Annotated in this window: 18 protein-coding genes; 10 read left to right on the forward strand and 8 right to left on the reverse strand. The window is 64.8% G+C overall.

Annotated elements, in window-relative coordinates:
• Window positions 1–69 precede the first annotated feature (69 nt).
• From ABLE85_RS11115 to ABLE85_RS11135, 5 genes are all read left to right on the forward strand, one after another.
• The gene (locus tag ABLE85_RS11115; RefSeq protein ID WP_348792784.1) at window positions 70–2082 is read left to right on the forward strand and encodes an FUSC family protein; all 2013 of its coding nucleotides are present in this window, start codon (window positions 70–72) and stop codon (window positions 2080–2082) included.
• Window positions 2079–2291 (forward strand): DUF1656 domain-containing protein, encoded by a 213-nt coding sequence (locus ABLE85_RS11120; protein ID WP_348792785.1) that lies wholly within the window; start codon window positions 2079–2081, stop codon window positions 2289–2291. Before ABLE85_RS11115 ends, ABLE85_RS11120 begins: the two co-directional genes overlap by 4 nt.
• Window positions 2288–3220: an HlyD family secretion protein gene (locus tag ABLE85_RS11125; RefSeq protein ID WP_348792786.1), complete on the forward strand. Its 933-nt coding sequence runs from the start codon at window positions 2288–2290 to the stop codon at window positions 3218–3220. The genes ABLE85_RS11120 and ABLE85_RS11125 overlap by 4 nt, the downstream gene beginning before the upstream one ends.
• A 96-nt stretch (window positions 3221–3316) precedes the next feature.
• Entirely contained in the window at window positions 3317–4006 is a 690-nt protein-coding gene (locus ABLE85_RS11130) for a CPBP family glutamic-type intramembrane protease (RefSeq protein WP_348792787.1), read from the forward strand.
• Between the two features lie 117 nt (window positions 4007–4123).
• Window positions 4124–5632: a diguanylate cyclase gene (locus tag ABLE85_RS11135; protein ID WP_348792788.1), complete on the forward strand. Its 1509-nt coding sequence runs from the start codon at window positions 4124–4126 to the stop codon at window positions 5630–5632.
• A 55-nt stretch (window positions 5633–5687) separates the two neighbouring features.
• Here the strand turns inward: ABLE85_RS11135 and ABLE85_RS11140 are convergent, their stop codons facing one another.
• The 3 genes from ABLE85_RS11140 to ABLE85_RS11150 all read right to left on the reverse strand — a co-directional run bounded on the left by ABLE85_RS11140 (window position 5688) and on the right by ABLE85_RS11150 (window position 6905).
• A complete protein-coding gene (locus ABLE85_RS11140) occupies window positions 5688–6221 on the reverse strand; it encodes an SRPBCC family protein (protein WP_348792789.1) in 534 nt (177 codons plus the stop codon).
• Window positions 6218–6586: a metalloregulator ArsR/SmtB family transcription factor gene (locus tag ABLE85_RS11145; protein ID WP_348792900.1), complete on the reverse strand. Its 369-nt coding sequence runs from the start codon at window positions 6584–6586 to the stop codon at window positions 6218–6220. Before ABLE85_RS11145 ends, ABLE85_RS11140 begins: the two co-directional genes overlap by 4 nt.
• 139 nt (window positions 6587–6725) lie before the next feature.
• Window positions 6726–6905, reverse strand: coding sequence for a hypothetical protein (locus ABLE85_RS11150; RefSeq protein WP_348792790.1), 180 nt, complete (start codon window positions 6903–6905; stop codon window positions 6726–6728).
• A 238-nt stretch (window positions 6906–7143) separates the two neighbouring features.
• Between ABLE85_RS11150 and ABLE85_RS11155 the strand changes: the two genes are divergently transcribed.
• Complete coding sequence (locus ABLE85_RS11155) at window positions 7144–7482, forward strand: cytochrome c (protein WP_348792791.1); 339 nt, start codon at window positions 7144–7146, stop codon at window positions 7480–7482.
• 46 nt (window positions 7483–7528) lie between these two features.
• On the opposite strand, the gene ABLE85_RS11160 is transcribed toward ABLE85_RS11155, so the two are convergent.
• Both ABLE85_RS11160 and ABLE85_RS11165 read right to left on the reverse strand, forming a co-directional pair.
• Entirely contained in the window at window positions 7529–8266 is a 738-nt protein-coding gene (locus tag ABLE85_RS11160; RefSeq protein WP_348792792.1) for a glutathione S-transferase family protein, read from the reverse strand.
• A gap of 81 nt (window positions 8267–8347) precedes the next feature.
• Window positions 8348–8803 carry a nuclear transport factor 2 family protein gene (locus tag ABLE85_RS11165; protein ID WP_348792793.1) on the reverse strand — a complete coding sequence of 152 codons (456 nt, stop codon included), beginning with the start codon at window positions 8801–8803 and terminating at the stop codon, window positions 8348–8350.
• Window positions 8804–8932: 129 nt separating this feature from the next.
• On the opposite strand from ABLE85_RS11165, the gene ABLE85_RS11170 reads away from it, so the two are divergent.
• Entirely contained in the window at window positions 8933–9334 is a 402-nt protein-coding gene (locus ABLE85_RS11170; protein WP_348792794.1) for a cupin domain-containing protein, read from the forward strand.
• A gap of 85 nt (window positions 9335–9419) precedes the next feature.
• Entirely contained in the window at window positions 9420–10007 is a 588-nt protein-coding gene (locus ABLE85_RS11175; RefSeq protein ID WP_348792795.1) for a YigZ family protein, read from the forward strand.
• 42 nt (window positions 10008–10049) lie between these two features.
• Here ABLE85_RS11175 and ABLE85_RS11180 read toward each other — a convergent pair whose 3' ends face one another.
• Entirely contained in the window at window positions 10050–11246 is a 1197-nt protein-coding gene (locus tag ABLE85_RS11180) for a pyridoxal phosphate-dependent aminotransferase (RefSeq protein ID WP_348792796.1), read from the reverse strand.
• A gap of 85 nt (window positions 11247–11331) precedes the next feature.
• On the opposite strand from ABLE85_RS11180, the gene ABLE85_RS11185 reads away from it, so the two are divergent.
• Both ABLE85_RS11185 and ABLE85_RS11190 read left to right on the forward strand, forming a co-directional pair.
• Window positions 11332–12018 carry a GNAT family protein gene (locus ABLE85_RS11185; RefSeq protein ID WP_348792797.1) on the forward strand — a complete coding sequence of 229 codons (687 nt, stop codon included), beginning with the start codon at window positions 11332–11334 and terminating at the stop codon, window positions 12016–12018.
• Window positions 12019–12053: 35 nt separating this feature from the next.
• Complete coding sequence (locus tag ABLE85_RS11190; RefSeq protein WP_348792901.1) at window positions 12054–12260, forward strand: hypothetical protein; 207 nt, start codon at window positions 12054–12056, stop codon at window positions 12258–12260.
• A 46-nt stretch (window positions 12261–12306) separates the two neighbouring features.
• Here the strand turns inward: ABLE85_RS11190 and ABLE85_RS11195 are convergent, their stop codons facing one another.
• Together ABLE85_RS11195 and ABLE85_RS11200 are read right to left on the reverse strand one after the other, a co-directional pair.
• Window positions 12307–13743: an ATP-binding protein gene (locus ABLE85_RS11195; RefSeq protein WP_348792798.1), complete on the reverse strand. Its 1437-nt coding sequence runs from the start codon at window positions 13741–13743 to the stop codon at window positions 12307–12309.
• Entirely contained in the window at window positions 13740–14456 is a 717-nt protein-coding gene (locus ABLE85_RS11200) for a response regulator (RefSeq protein ID WP_348792799.1), read from the reverse strand. Before ABLE85_RS11200 ends, ABLE85_RS11195 begins: the two co-directional genes overlap by 4 nt.
• Between the last annotated feature and the right edge of the window lie 50 nt (window positions 14457–14506).

Raw genomic sequence — 14506 nt, forward strand, 5'->3', positions numbered from 1 at the left:
CATGTTGGCAAGCATTTTTGCCATTCATGCTATATTGGTAAAAATTCCCCGGTCGTTATGTGACAGCACATGTCGACGGCAACACGTCAGCCCAGCTTCTCCCCTCTCGGGGACGCCCTGCCGGCCGGCATCACTTGGCCCGCCGTGAATTTTGCCTTGCGCACGACGGCGGCCTCGCTGGTGGCCCTCTACATCGCCTTGCTCCTCGACTTCGACGAGCCGAAATGGGCGGCGATGACGGTCTGGGTCGTGGCCCAGGGCAGCCGCGGGATGAGCCTGTCGAAAAGCCAGTATCGGCTGTTGGGCACGGTCGTCGGCGCCGGGGTCGCGATCGCTCTCATCGCCGTCTTCGGCCAGGCACCGCAGCTCTTCTTCCTGGCGCTGGCGGCCTGGCTGGGGCTTTGCACCGGGCTGGCGACCGCCCTGCGCAACTTCCGCTCCTACGGTGCCGTGCTCGCCGGCTACACCGCCGCCATCATCGGCGTCAGTGCATCGAGCGAGCCGAACGCGGTCTTCGACATCGCAATCGCCCGCGTGGCCTATATCTGTCTCGGCATCGTCACCGAGGCCGTGTTTACGGCGGTCTTTGCCCCTGGCACACCGCTGACCGGCCTTCGCCATCGCCTCGACACCTTCGTGCGGCAGGTGGCGACCGCATGCGCTCGCGCGTTGCGCGGCGAGGACAACAGTGTCGTCTTGCAGCGGCTTTTCGCGGGGGCGGTGGATCTCGACGCCACAGGCGAATATGCCGCGGCCAGCTCGATCAGCGTGCGCCGGCGCTTCGGCCACCTGCGCGGCGCGGTCGCCGCAAGCCTGGCGCAACTGGCCGCCGCCCAGACGCTGCGCGAATATCTCGCCCGCAACCCGGGGCCGCAGGACCCGCTGGTTGCCGAAACCGCGGACCTGCTGGACCGGGTTGCGCGGAATCCTGCGTCGAACGGCCCTGCCGTGGGGGCTTTCGTCAAGAAGATCGGCGAGCCCGTCGCCGAACCGGGACGCGAAGCCGGTGGCCATCTCGCCCCTTCGCACCTGCAACTCGTCAACCGGCTGGAGCTGCTGCTCGCCAACACCCATGAAACCCTGGCGCGGCAGGCGCTGCTCGTCGATGCGAACGCACCGCCGTCACGCCTGTCGTTTCACTTCCATTTCGACCGTGTCGCGGCATGGGAGAATGCCCTGCGCTCCTTCGTCGCCGTGCTCTTGGCGGCCGCCTTCTGGATCGCCACCGCCTGGCCCTACGGGTCCGGTGCCGTCGTAATCGTCGCTGTCATCTGCTCTCTGTTCGCCCCACGCCCGAATGCGATCGCCGCCGGTTTCGGCTTTTTCCAGGGAGCGGCAGCGGCCATCGTCGCTGCGACCGTCTGCAACTTCGCATTGCTGCCGGCCGTCTCCGACTTCGTGATGCTGGCGGCGGTGACCAGCCCCTTCCTCGTCGTCGGCGGCCTTGCGATGCGCTTTCAGCGCACCGCGGCGCCGGCGGCGAGCTTCAACCTCTTCCTTTGGGATCTGATCAGCCCCGAGAACGGCGCTCGCCCAGATTTCATCGGCTTCATCAACAGCTCGCTTGCCCTGCTCGTCGGCATCACCTGCGGAACGCTGGTCTTCGCGCTACTCCTGCCCGAAGACCCGCTGCGCATCCGTCGTCGCCTGCACGCAGCCGTGCGGCACGACCTGGCGGCGATCGGCCGCAATCCGGAGCGCTGGTCGCAACATGCCTGGCTCAGCCGCACCGCGGACCGCTTCAGCAGGCAGATCGTGACCAGCCTGGCGGTTTCGCCCGAGGAGGGCGAGCGCGAGTTGCGGGGCATGCTGGCGTCACTGACCATCGGCCATGCGGCCATCGCCCTTCACGGCTTGCGTTCGGCGCATGCGTCCATCGCCTTCGCGACCGGGCCGGTGTTGCGGCGGCTCGGCGACGGCGACCCGCAGCGCCTTGCGCGCATCTGCGAGTTGGCCGCGCGCCGGCTCACGCGGCGCGGCTTCGCCGGTGGCGACCGCAAATTGCTGAATGGCGCCTCGTTGCTGGAAGACATTGCCTACAGCGCCGTCGACCATGCCGATTTCCTGGAAGCGCCACGATGATCATGCGGGATTTCGTAATTGGCGGGGTTGTCGTGCCGGGCCTGCTTTTGGCGATGCTGCTGGCCTTTGCCGCAAGCCTCGTGCTGCGCAACGTGTTCGCGCTGGTGGGTTTGTATCGAGCAGTCTGGCACCCAGCCCTGTTCGACCTTGCGGTCTATGTGCTGCTGCTCTGGGGCATCGCTGAATTATCCCATTGGGTGTCGCCATGAAGTATGTGTTCAAGGCTCTGGGTCGCCTGCTTCTCACCCTCGTCGTCGTTGCTGCGGCGGCTTATGGCGGCTGGCGCCTGTGGGACATCTACATGCGCCAGCCATGGACGCGGGACGCACATGTGCGCGTCGACGTGGTTGCGGTGACGCCCGACGTATCCGGCCTAGTCTACGATGTCGCGGTCGCGGACAACACCACTGTGAAGAAGGGCGACCTGCTTTTCCAGATCGATCGCGACCGCTTCGCCATCGCGTTCGACCGGGCCGACGCGGCGGTCGCATCGAGCAAGGCCACTCTTGAACAGGCCAAGCGCAACCTGCAGCGCTTCGAACGGCTGACAGGGGTCGCCGTGTCCGAACAGCAGCGGGAAGAGGCGCGCACCACCGAGGCCAAGGCGGAGGCTGACTACCAGGCCGCTGTCGCCCAGCGCGAAGTCGCCGCGCTCGACCTGAAACGCTCGGAGGTCCATGCATCGGTCAACGGGATCGTCACGAACTTTTCCCTTCTCCCTGGCGACTATGTCATGGCGGGCAGGCCGGTGATGGCACTGGTGGATACCGACACGTTCCGCGTCGAGGGATATTTCGAGGAGACCAAGCTGCCACGCGTTCAACTGGGGGCGCCGGTCGCCATCACGTTGATGGGACAAGCCGGCACCATCCATGGCCATGTCGAAAGCATCGCGGCCGGCGTCAAGGACCGCGAACGTACGGACACCTACGGATCGCTGGCCAACATCAATCCGTCCTTCGCCTGGGTGCGGCTTGCGCAGCGCGTGCCGGTGCGCATCGCGCTCGATTCCGTCCCTGACGGTGTGCACCTTGTGGCCGGACTGACGGCGACGGTCGTCGTCAGCAGCGAGCCACTCAGCGGAGATTTGCGGAACGGGACAAGCTTTGCTAGTCCAGTTGGACCTGGGAAAGATTGAGCGAGCCGGATGACCCCGCGAGACGATCTTGGTACGAAGCCACTGCCGTTGCGCTATCCCATAGCCAGGACAAGTTGCGTCCTGATCGGATTGGGAGTGCCGGGCGTCCTCTCGCTGCTGCTCGCCCTGCCGGAGATAGCCGGCGTTCCCCGCTGGGCCTTGCTGATCAATCCCGCGATTTTCCTGATCGTATCTGCATTCATCGGCAGCTGGGCTGCGCCGCGTTGCGGCTTGCGCTCGCTGGTGGCAGACCGGGTGGCAGGCATCGACAGCCGGTTCTCCGCCCGCGATTTGGCAGCAACGCTGGCCGTTGGTGCGGTGCTGGGCCTGTTCATTGCGCTTTTCGACGAGGTGACGGCGCCTCTTTGGCAGGGTTCGTCGAACATCTCGGCGCTGGGGTCGGCGTGGTCGCCGGCCGTGCTGCTGTTCGGTGTGCTTTACGGGGGCATCGTCGAGGAGATCATGATGCGCTGGGGCGTCATGAGCCTGGTCGTGTGGGTCATTTGGCGTCTCGCGGCCCGCTCGAGCCCGGTCCCGACGCGGTGGGTACTGGTCATCGGCGCCGTGGTCTCCGCCGGGCTGTTTGCCGCCGGACACCTGCCCGCAGCTGCGGCGTCCGGAGACCTGACCCTACCGCTGGTACTGAGGATCGTCGGGCTCAACGCTGTCGTCGGGCTGGTCCTTGCATTCCTGTACGCCACCCGAAACCTGGAAAGCGCGATCAGCGCCCATATGGGCTTCCACGTTGGCGTGGCTGTGGCGGCGCTTCTCCTCGCAATTCTCTAAGTCTTAACCACGCAGACGAAAGCCGCCCGGATGCGCGGCTGACGAGGGCCCGCGCTAACCTCTTCCTAAGCCCGCTCCTCCTACCGTCCGCCCAAAAGACGTCCATGGGGGGCTTGGATGGGCAAGGAGGAGAAAGGCGGCAGCGCGTGGCGGTTTGCCATTCGCGTCGTTGTGCCGGTGGTACTGGCGGTCACCATCACCATGGCGACGGTTGCCGGCTTCGTCTACTGGTCCACTGCCAGGAGCGATGAGCACGCCCAGCAGCGCGAAACGCATCTGGTCGATCGCGTCATCAGCCTGCAGATCAAGGCCCTCGGCGACCAGCAGGCCTATTACTCCGGTTGGGACGAAGCGATCACCGCGCTCGCCGACGGCGATATGGGATGGATCGATTCCAACCTGGCCTTCAGCCTCTACAGCAATGTCGCATTCGACCGCATCTATCTGCTCGACCCGGGCGCGCGCCCGCTATACGCGATGTATGCCGGCGGCAAGACCGACGCCGAGGGCTACGAAGCAGACCGCGCTGCCGTAGCGCCGTTGGTTGCAAGGCTGAGGGCCATCAACGCCGCCGGCGCACTCGCCGCCTATGACAGCGGCAACTCGACCCGCGTGCCGGGCGTGGCGGAGATTGCCATGGTCGACGGGCGTCCCGCCTATGTCGGCGTCACCGCCATCATGTCTGAGAACCTCGGCGACGGAATGGCGCAGCTCCCCGGCAAGGAGAGCTTCCTGGTCTGCGTCCGCTACCTTGCCAGCGTGATGATCAGGGAACTGGCCGACCAGTATTTCATCGACAGCCCGTCCTTTGCGGCGGTCGCCTCGACCGAGCGCGACTTTGCAAGCTTGGCGCTGAAGAATGAAGCCGGCCAGACCGTCGGCTGGTTCAACTGGCGGCCCGATCGCCCGGGGGCAAGGATGCTCTCGGAAACCGTGCCTGCCATGATCGGCGCGCTGGCCATTGCCGGCATCGTGCTGGTACTCCTGCTGCGCAGTCTGCGCCGCACAACGGCGGCCCTCGAGCAGGGCAAGGCTGAGGCCGAGTATCAGGCCAATCACGACACGCTGACCGGCCTCGCCAACCGCGCCTTCTTCAACAAGCAGCTGGAGGAAGTGATCGGCGGGCGCAGCGACCAGGCAAGCCTGGCGCTTCTGGCGCTCGACCTCGACCGCTTCAAGCAGGTCAACGACACGCTCGGTCACGAGGCCGGAGACCAGTTGCTACGCGAGGTCGGCCGCCGGCTGGCGCCTCTGGTCGATGCCACCGACACGGCGGCGCGCCTGGGGGGTGACGAATTCGCCATCATCCGGCGGCACGTCGATGCCGCCGAGGAGGTCAGCGCCCTGTCGAACCGCATCATTGCCGAGCTCAGCACGCCCTTTGTGGTGACCGGTTGCGTCGCGCAGATCGGCGTCTCGATCGGCGTGGTCATCGCCCCTGCGGGCCAGGCGGGATGCGACCTCTTTGCCAAGGCCGACATCGCGCTCTACGAAGCCAAGGCTGCCGGCCGCAACACGTTCAGGATCTTCGACGAAGCCATGCACGAAGCCGCCCGGCATGGCGGCCAGGGCGGCGGCGACGCGCGGGTGGCCAAGCTGCCCGTCAAGCGCGACCGCGTCGCATGACCACCTGAGGCGCTCCGCCCATCGGACCGGGCGGAGCAGCACTCCATAGATCCGCTCAGGCCGGTATGCGCCGGTCGTATTCCTTCTTGAGACGGCTCCAGCCGTCCCAGAACGGCTCCGGCTTCTTGCCGGCCGCGCGTGCGGCCAGGATATCGAGATGCATGTGCCATCCGGCGCCGACCATCAGCATCGTTGTGCGGTCGGGGAGGCGGCGATGGATCACGGTGAGCAGAACCTCATTGCCCTGCGGGTCCAGCTCGAAGGAAACATCGCCGCTGCCCTGCCAGGCGAAGGCGAGCTTGCGGGGCGGGTCGATCTCGGTGATCCGGCTCTGCATCCGTTGCTCGTCGGAGAAGCCGGCCGGTCGCTGGCCGGGCGGATCGGTGAGCTCGTCGTTGCGCCAGACGAACTCGAACGGCGCGCCCACCTTCATTTCCATCTGGCCCGCCGCCAGCCACTGGCGGCGCAAATCGCTGTCGGTCAGATATGCCCAGACGCGCTCGATGGGGCCGGGTAGAAGACGTTGGATCTTCAACGTGGCAGGCTCGGTCAGGACACCATAGGCGTCCACAGTCGCAAGTTCGGTCATTGATCGTCTCCTTTTTCGGGTGCGGGTGAAATGATTGGTGCCTCCTTGCGGAGGAGCTGTTCGAGCACATCCAGACGTCCGGTCCAGAAGCGCTCGTAGACGCTCAGCCACTGGTGGGCGCTGGCGAGCGGTCCGGGGTCCAGCCGGCACATATGAGTGCGGCCGCGCACCTCGCGACGGATCAGCCCGGCGTTCTCCAACACCTTGATGTGCTTCGAGGCAGCCGCAAGCGAGATTTCGAAGGGTTCCGCGAGTTGGCTCACCGTCCGCTCGCTATCGGCGAGTTCACGAAGCATCCGCCGGCGCGTGGCGTCGCCGAGGGCGTGGAAGATGGAATCCAGCTGGGGTGCGTTTAATTCAACCATGTGGTTGAATATAAGTGGGTGTTTTCTGAAAGTCAACCGATTGGTTGAATATCAGGTTTGACGGCCGCTGCTTCGCGTTCAGGCCAGCCGGACGTGGGTAGGGCGGCCGACCTCATTCAAGCCTGGCGGCAAAGATGTCCTATGCTTCTGGCCTGCGACGCTTGCTCGTCGCCCGCCTGAGCGGGGAATCGTACCTGCGGAGCTTCATGATTTCGGTCGCGGCGACCAGGGCGATTTCCGCCATGTCGTCCTTGCTGAAGGGCTCTGGATCTCTCGCGAGACCGAGAAGTTCTTCCACCACGTCGATTTTCTGGCCCATCGCTCTCCGCCTCCTTGGGACCAGAAGCGTGGCAGACTGGCAAAGGCGAACAAGTCAGGGAAAATGGCGGTGATGTAAGGTATCCTGGCAGTGCGCCGGGACGGTTCAAGAAATTCGAACGTCGAAATTCGGGCCGTAGTGCCAAACGCAGGCCGGTCCTGGGCGTCCGGCTCGTGGCATTGACTTGGCCTCCCGGCCGGGCAATGCAGTCTCGACAAGTCGATCCGCGGGGATTCCAATGCGCGCTCTTCTCTTTTCCTTAGTCTTCATTGCCACTGCCGCGAGTTCGGCGGCCGTTCAGGCCCAAGACAACACGGCGTTCGCGGACAACGTTGCCAGAGGCAAGGCGCTGGTCGTTAAATATTGCTCGGGATGCCACGCCGTGGAACTCACCGGCAACAGTCCGCATCCCAAGGCGCCCCCGTTTCGCACGCTTTCCGAACGGTTTCCGCTCGACGCTTTGGAGGAAACGTTCATCGGAACCATCGACACAGGGCATCCCGGCATGCCGGTCTTCAAGGCCAGCCAGGACCAGATCGACGCCATCATTGCCTATATCGGTTCTGTAATGCAGTAGCGCCGCCAGGTGTGACGGCGAGCCAGGGGGAGGCTTCTCGGATAGATCAGCGGGCGATGCTTCGGCCGGCCATGGGCTCGTCGGGCAGGACCGCAGAGCCGACGGCGGCGTGGATTGCCGCGCAGTGGCGCACGAGGTTGGCATGCGCGGCGACGAACTGCCTGAGCGGCGTGTCGATCGGGTAGAAAAAGATGTTCGCGACGAAGCCGTAGATCGCCGCATCGACGGTGGTCGGGGCGGGTCCATGCAGGTAGCCGACAGGCGGAACGACGTCGGCAAGAACCTGCAGGTCGGCCAGCCCGCGCGCGTAGGCCTCGGCCGGCGCATAACGTCCGATGCCCTGGTAGTAGTACCGCATCGCGTTGAACTCCTGCGCGCTGCGCAAGCTGTCCTCGGTCAGGCTCGGATGCTGCGTGAGCAGCGCGTCGCGAAAGGCTGGCCAGTAGTTCTCATCCTGCCAGCGCGAATAGGACATGACCCAATAGAGGTCGTCGAGCATGCGCGTGATCAGGTGGTCGGTGTGGTGCTGGGCGAGGGACAGACCGCTGTCGATGGTCAGCCCATATTTGTGGCTGAGGTACGCGATGATCGTTTCGCTGTCCCCGACCGTCTCGCCGTCGTCGTCGATATAGGGCAGCTGCCCGCGCGGCGCGGCCGAGGCGTCAAAGATATGTTGATGGACGAATGGCACGCCGGTCAGTCTGAGGAAGGCGTAGACCTTGAGGCCGTAGCCGTTGTTGTCGGCGACGCCGAAAAGTTCCGGATAGGAATAGAGAGTGATCATAGCGTCTCTCCAATCTTGCCCGCCGAACCAGACATGGGACTGCCGGGGCAGGTGCCGACCATCCACAAGGGGCAGTTAGTCTCAGTCGTCCCTTTCGTTCGCAAAGGCGAGGTAGCGGTGGATTCGCCAGACGCCGTCCGGGTCGCGCCGAAACACGTCCATGCCCTCGTCGGTCGTGACGATGGCCTTGCCGCCCTTTTCGCTTGTCAGCGTCCAGGTCAGCCGGACCACGGCGAGATCGCCGGAAACCAGTATCTCGTGAATCTTGCTTGCATAGGCGAGCTTCCGGTCGGTCAGGGCCACGGCGTTTTGCAGCCGCTTGCAGATCTCGGCCTTACCGGCCTCCGGCCCGCCGCGATACGTCGCGGCAACATCGTCGGCAAAGAGGTCGCATACCTCATCCGCGCGGCGTTCGTTGAAAGCCTTGGTCCAAGTGGCCAGCCGGTCGCGTATCGCTTCCTCATCCGAACTCGCCGCGGCGAAAGCCGGCGCACTAAACATCTGCCACAGGATCAGCCCGGTCATGAACGATTTCATCGCTTCTCACCTCTGGTCTTGCACTTGTCCCAAGACCATTTAGGGCGAGGGTGCCGTTCCGGCACGAAACCCGTTGCCTTCGGGCGCGGCGCGTGGTCGGTACTGGCGAGGAGTCGAGGGAGGTTTTGAATGGACATCAAGCGTTGCGGGTCGCGGCCGTCGACAAGGCCGTCGGCCGACTATTTCACGGGTGCCGTGCGGCTGGATCCGCTTGTCGAAATGGCAGAGCCGGCCAGAGTTCGCGCCGCCAGCGTCACCTTCGAGCCTGGCGCCAGGACCGCGTGGCACACCCATCCGCTCGGCCAGAGCCTGATCGTGACGGCGGGGCTGGGCCTCGCGCAGAGCTGGGGCGGGCCGGTGCAGGAAATCCGGCCCGGCGACGTGATCTGGTTCGCGCCCGGCGAAAAGCACTGGCACGGCGCTTCGCCGACGACGGCCATGACGCATATCGCGATCCAGGAAGCGCTCGACGGCAAGACGGCCGATTGGCTCGAAAAGGTGTCTGACGAGCAATACGCCTCGCGCGGCTAGGCGATTGACTCGCTCCGCTCGCCATGCGCCGCTCCGGGCGCTATGAGGCGCATGAAACCAGTCGCCTTCACTGTCTGCCGTGCCGATGTACACCCTTGAGCGTGTCGAGACCTTCGACCAGGACATAAAGAAGAGCCGCTTCCTCGCCGTCGCCGGGCCGGTTGCGAACGAGGCGGCGGCGAAGGAATTCATCGCCGCCCATTCCGACCCGGCCGCCAACCACAATTGCTGGGCCTGGCGCCTCGGCCAGAGCTATCGCTTCAACGACGACGGCGAGCCGAGCGGCACGGCCGGCAAGCCGATCCTGCAGGCGCTGGACGGACAGTCGCTCGACAATGTCGCCGTGGTCGTCACACGCTGGTTCGGTGGCATTTTGCTCGGCAGCGGTGGGCTGGTGCGCGCCTATAGCGGCACGGCAGCCTCCTGTCTGCGCGCGGCTACGAAAGTGCCGATCGTTGCCACGATAGAGGCGCGCATCACCTGCGGGTTTGGCGATCTGGCGCTTGTTCAGGCGCGGCTTTCGGCTCGGCCGGGCGTAAATATCACAGCCGAAACTTTTGGCGCGGATGGAGCCGAACTGGAGGTGACGCTGCCCGAGGCGGACGTACAGAACATTGTCCGCATGGTAACCGACATCACCAGCGGCCGGGCCGTCATCAAACTACCGGACTGAGGAACCGTCCTCCCTTGGCGGGTGAGCGTCGGTGAATGTCGGCTACGCCGCGGCCTTGCTCTCCAGAAAACTACCGATGCGCTCCAGCGCGCGCAGAATGTTTTCTTCCGAATTGGCGTAGGAGAGGCGGATATAGCCTTCGCCGAGCACGCCGAAATCCGGCCCGCCGATCAGCGCCACGCCGGCTTCCTCCAGAAGCGCGCTCGCGAGCTTCTTCGATTTCCAGCCGGTGCTGGCGACGTTCGGGAAGGCGTAGAAGGCGCCCTTGGGCGTGATGCAGGAAATGCCGGGCAGGGCGTTCAGCCCTTCGACCACCAGTGTGCGGCGCCTGTCGAAGGCGCGCATCATCTTTTCGACCTCGTCCTGAGGGCCGTCTATGGCGGCGATGCCGGCCCACTGGCTCGGCGCGTTGACGCAGGACCAGCAATTGACCGCCAGCTTGCGCACCTTGTCGTAGAGATGCGCGCCTTTCTCGCCGTTCGGCCAGATAGACCAGCCCATGCGCCAGCCGGTCATGGCCCAGGTTTTGGACCAGCCGTTCAGCACGATCAGCCGGTGGCGGATTTCGGGAAACTGCAGCAGAGAGCAGTGCTGCTCGCGGTCATAGGTCATGACGTCGTAGATCTCGTCGGAGAGGATCGCAACGTGCGGATGCGCCTCCAGCCCCTTCACCAGCTTTTCGATCTCGGCGCGCGGGGTGACGCCGCCGGTCGGGTTGGCCGGCGAGTTGAGGATCAGGAGCCGCGTCTTCGGCGTGATCAGCGACAGCGTCTCCTCGGCCGAGAAGGCAAAGCCGTTCGCCTCGCGCATCGGCACGGGGATGGGCGCGGCACCCGTGAACTCGATCATCGAGCGGTAGATGGGAAAGCCCGGATCGGGGTACAGAATTTCGGTGCCCGGTTCGGCGAACATCAGGATCGCGGCGAACATGGTTGGCTTGCCGCCGGGCATGATCATCACGCTCTCGGGCGAAACCTCCACGCCGGTGGTGGCAAGCGTGCGCCGCACCACCGCCTCACGCGTGGCGAGCAGGCCATTGGCCGGCGTGTAGCCGTGGTGGCCGTCGCGCAGCGCCCTGATCGCCGCTTCCACGATGTGGTCCGGCGTGCGGAAATCGGGCTGGCCGATGCCCAGATTGACGATGTCGCGGCCCTCATGCGCAAGCTGGGTGGCGCGGGCCAGCACGGCAAAGGCATTTTCTTCGCCGAGACGGTCGAAGGCGGCAATCGTTTGGAGCATGGTTCACGCCTGTGTGGTTCTTTTGTAGAGAATGCGTTTTTGTGAGGCTTTCGGCCAAGGAAAGTCAATCGTAAGGGAACATGGGATGACGATTGATCTGGCAAATTGGCAGCCGCGGCCGCGGCCCGAGCGCAAGGTGCTCGAGGGGCGCTACGTGCGGCTGGAACCGCTCGACCCGGCAAAGCATGGCGACGGGCTGTTTGCGGCATCTTCGGTGCCGGATGCCGGTGACCGTTTCCGCTGGCTGCCGGAATATCCGCCGGAAACCCGCGAAGGCTTCCAACCCTGGCTCGACAAGGCGAAGGCCAGCGAGGACCCGCTCTATTTCACCGTCATCGACAAGGCGAGCGGCGAGATCGCCGGCCGGCAGACCTTGATGCGCATCGATCCGGCCAATGGCGTCATCGAGATCGGCAACATCTATTGGGGGCCGGTGATCTCGCGCAAGCCCGCCGCCACCGAGGCACAGTTCCTGTTCATGCAATATGCCTTCGACGAGCTCGGTTATCGCCGCTACGAGTGGAAGTGCAACAACGCCAACCTGCCGTCGAAGCGGGCGGCCGAGCGCTTCGGCTTCAAGTTCGAAGGCATTTTCCGCCAACACCTCGTCGTGAAGGGCAAGAATCGCGATACGGCTTGGTACTCCGTCATCGACGGCGAATGGCCTGCGCTGAAACGCGCCTATGAGAACTGGCTCGATCCGGCTAATTTCGACGCCGACGGCCACCAGAAGCGGCGGCTGGAAGATTTTCGCGCCACGGTCGACGCGTAACCGGCAGGACGGCGCACACAGGATTGGGAATGACGATGGACACAGGCAACCGAAACTCGTTGATCGCCGCCGCGGTGATCATGCTGGGCTTCGGCCTCGTCGCCTATTTCCTGCCCACCATCATGCTGGCCGTCGGCGGCTTTTCGCCGGTGGCGGCGGTGGCGATCGCCGTATTGTTCGTCTCGGCTCTCTTCATCGTCTTCTGGCTGCGCGGCCGCAGCCAGCGCAAGCGGCCGCACTGACAAGCATCCCCGTCGGCGCCGCCGGCCATGATCCGGCGGTGCCCGTTCAGGCGGATGCAAGCTGCTGCAAATCCTTGGCGCGGGGCAGGGCGAGCACCGAGCGCAGGCCGCCACCCGGACGGTTTTGAAGCGTTACGTCGCCGCCAAAACTCCGCGCGGTGTTGCGGGCGATCGTCAGCCCCAGGCCGAAGCCGCCGGTCTGGCGGTTTCGCGACGCCTCGACGCGCGTGAACGGGCGGAACACTTTTTCCATCTGCGCTTCGGGTATTCCCGGCCCATCGTCGTCGATGGTCAGTATTATGTCGGTCTGGGTCTGCGAAAGGCTGAGGCGGGCGGCGCCCCCATATTTGACGGCATTGTCGATGAGGTTGGTTATGCAGCGCCGCAGCGGAACGGCGTGGCCGAGGCAGATCATGCCGCGCCCGCGCGGCATGGTCTCGTCGAAGACGACGTGGGGATTGTCGTCGGCGATGGAATCCACGAGCGACCAGAAATCGATCCGCTCCAGCTCGCCGGTCTCGCCGCTGTGGGTGGCGAAGTCCAGAACCGACGAGGAAATTGCCTCGATGTCGGCCAGGTTCTGCATCAGTGCGGTCTTGAGAGGCGATTTGCGCAGCAGCTCGAGGCGCAGGCGGATGCGGGTCAGGGGCGTCCGCAGGTCGTGCGCGAGTGCCGCGGCCAACAGCTCCCTGTCCTCGACATATTCCCGCAGGCGGGCCTGCATCGTGTTCACCGCCCGCGCGGCGGACTTGTATTCGCTGCTGCCGCGCTCGGGCAATGGCTGGCTTTTCAGATCCTCGCCGATGCGCTGGACGGCACTTTCGAGGGCACGATAGGGCGCGGTGAGGCGGCGTATCGCCCAGATCGACAGCAGCACCACCGCCACCACCACCGAGGCATAGAGCGGCAGGCTTTGCGTGGTCAGGATCGGGCTGAGCGGTGTCGAAGGCATGATGAAGTTCAGCCACTGCCCGTCCTTGAACTCGATCGACGCGATCAGCGTGTCGCTTTTGGTGAAGTCCGCCGCGAGGTTGAGGAGTTCGCGTTCGATGCTGCCGAGATCGTCCTTGGTGGAGACCGTGCCGGCATTGGCATTCGATTGGGCGATCGGCGACTCGCGCCGGACCCGCGCTTCCTCCACGCCGTATTTCGACAGGCGTCCGACGATGATGTCTTCCATCTCCGCCATTTCGTCGTCGTCGGGGATGGAGGAGGTGATGGCCGGCTCGTCCGAAATGGACAGGACATAGGGGGGCACGGAGAGCCCGGCGGCGATGTTCTTGCGCTGTTCGGGCGTGGCATCGTACATGAGCTTGACCAGCGACTGGGAGCGGTCGTTGAGCCTGAACAGGTCGAGAATGTTGTTGGAGGCCACGCGTTCACGCGCCACGATGGACAGCGTCGAAACCTGGATGGCCAGCAGGCCGGCGATGACGATCAGCAGCACCCAGGCAGGAAGCGAGCGCGGCAGAAGCCATTTCATTCGGTGATGACCTCCGGCACGAATTGATATCCCCCGCCGCGCACCGTCAGGATGAGCTGGGGCGAGCGGGGGTCGTCTTCCATCTTGCGCCGCAGACGGCTTACAAGGATGTCGACGCTGCGGTCATAGCTGTAGTCGCCGTTCTGGTTCGACAGTTCCACCAGCTGGTCGCGGCTGAGCACGCGCTGCGCGCTTCTGGCCAGGGTCAGAAGGAGGTTGAACTCGGCCGTGGTCAGCTCGACGCGCACCTCCTCGGGGTTCAGCAGACGGCGCCGGGTCGAATCGAGCGTCCAGCCGGCGAATTTGTAGATCTGCTGCATGGGCTTGTAGGCGGCGCCGGGTTCGCCGCGCCTGCGCAGCACTGCACGGGTCCGCGCCAGAAGCTCGCGCGGGTCGAACGGCTTCGGCACATAGTCGTCGGCGCCCATTTCCAGGCCGACGATGCGGTCGATGGTCTCGGTGACGGCGGTCAGCATGATGATCGGCACCTTGGATTGGATGCGCAGTTCCCGGCAGATATCGAGCCCGCTCTTGCCCGGCAGCATGACGTCGAGAATGATGAGATCGATCGGCGTGCGCCGAAGGGCTGCCTGCATCTCGTCCTCGTCGCGCGCCGCCGAGACGCGCAACCCGTGCTTCTGGAAATACTCCTGCAGCAGGTCGCGAATTTCCTTGTCGTCGTCGACGATCAGGATGTGGGCATCGGTTTTCAAAATTTCTAATCCGTAGTCGCAGGCGGCAGCGAAAATCGGTCGCGGTGGCA

Origin of the sequence: Mesorhizobium sp. KR1-2 (assembly GCF_040045035.1) — a bacterium.
GTDB lineage: Bacteria > Pseudomonadota > Alphaproteobacteria > Rhizobiales > Rhizobiaceae > Pseudaminobacter.

What these genes read in the sequence shown, in the direction of transcription:
- ABLE85_RS11155 (WP_348792791.1), top strand. Translation starts at nt 7,144, where the DNA reads ATGCGCGCTCTTCTCTTTTCCTTAGTCTTCATTGCCACTGCCGCGAGT.
- ABLE85_RS11165 (WP_348792793.1), bottom strand. Translation starts at nt 8,803, where the DNA reads ATGAAATCGTTCATGACCGGGCTGATCCTGTGGCAGATGTTTAGTGCG.
- ABLE85_RS11145 (WP_348792900.1), bottom strand. Translation starts at nt 6,586, where the DNA reads ATGGTTGAATTAAACGCACCCCAGCTGGATTCCATCTTCCACGCCCTC.
- ABLE85_RS11190 (WP_348792901.1), top strand. Translation starts at nt 12,054, where the DNA reads ATGGACACAGGCAACCGAAACTCGTTGATCGCCGCCGCGGTGATCATG.
- ABLE85_RS11140 (WP_348792789.1), bottom strand. Translation starts at nt 6,221, where the DNA reads ATGACCGAACTTGCGACTGTGGACGCCTATGGTGTCCTGACCGAGCCT.
- ABLE85_RS11180 (WP_348792796.1), bottom strand. Translation starts at nt 11,246, where the DNA reads ATGCTCCAAACGATTGCCGCCTTCGACCGTCTCGGCGAAGAAAATGCC.
- ABLE85_RS11170 (WP_348792794.1), top strand. Translation starts at nt 8,933, where the DNA reads ATGGACATCAAGCGTTGCGGGTCGCGGCCGTCGACAAGGCCGTCGGCC.
- ABLE85_RS11120 (WP_348792785.1), top strand. Translation starts at nt 2,079, where the DNA reads ATGATCATGCGGGATTTCGTAATTGGCGGGGTTGTCGTGCCGGGCCTG.
- ABLE85_RS11115 (WP_348792784.1), top strand. Translation starts at nt 70, where the DNA reads ATGTCGACGGCAACACGTCAGCCCAGCTTCTCCCCTCTCGGGGACGCC.
- ABLE85_RS11135 (WP_348792788.1), top strand. Translation starts at nt 4,124, where the DNA reads ATGGGCAAGGAGGAGAAAGGCGGCAGCGCGTGGCGGTTTGCCATTCGC.
- ABLE85_RS11195 (WP_348792798.1), bottom strand. Translation starts at nt 13,743, where the DNA reads ATGAAATGGCTTCTGCCGCGCTCGCTTCCTGCCTGGGTGCTGCTGATC.
- ABLE85_RS11185 (WP_348792797.1), top strand. Translation starts at nt 11,332, where the DNA reads ATGACGATTGATCTGGCAAATTGGCAGCCGCGGCCGCGGCCCGAGCGC.
- ABLE85_RS11160 (WP_348792792.1), bottom strand. Translation starts at nt 8,266, where the DNA reads ATGATCACTCTCTATTCCTATCCGGAACTTTTCGGCGTCGCCGACAAC.
- ABLE85_RS11125 (WP_348792786.1), top strand. Translation starts at nt 2,288, where the DNA reads ATGAAGTATGTGTTCAAGGCTCTGGGTCGCCTGCTTCTCACCCTCGTC.
- ABLE85_RS11175 (WP_348792795.1), top strand. Translation starts at nt 9,420, where the DNA reads ATGTACACCCTTGAGCGTGTCGAGACCTTCGACCAGGACATAAAGAAG.
- ABLE85_RS11150 (WP_348792790.1), bottom strand. Translation starts at nt 6,905, where the DNA reads ATGGGCCAGAAAATCGACGTGGTGGAAGAACTTCTCGGTCTCGCGAGA.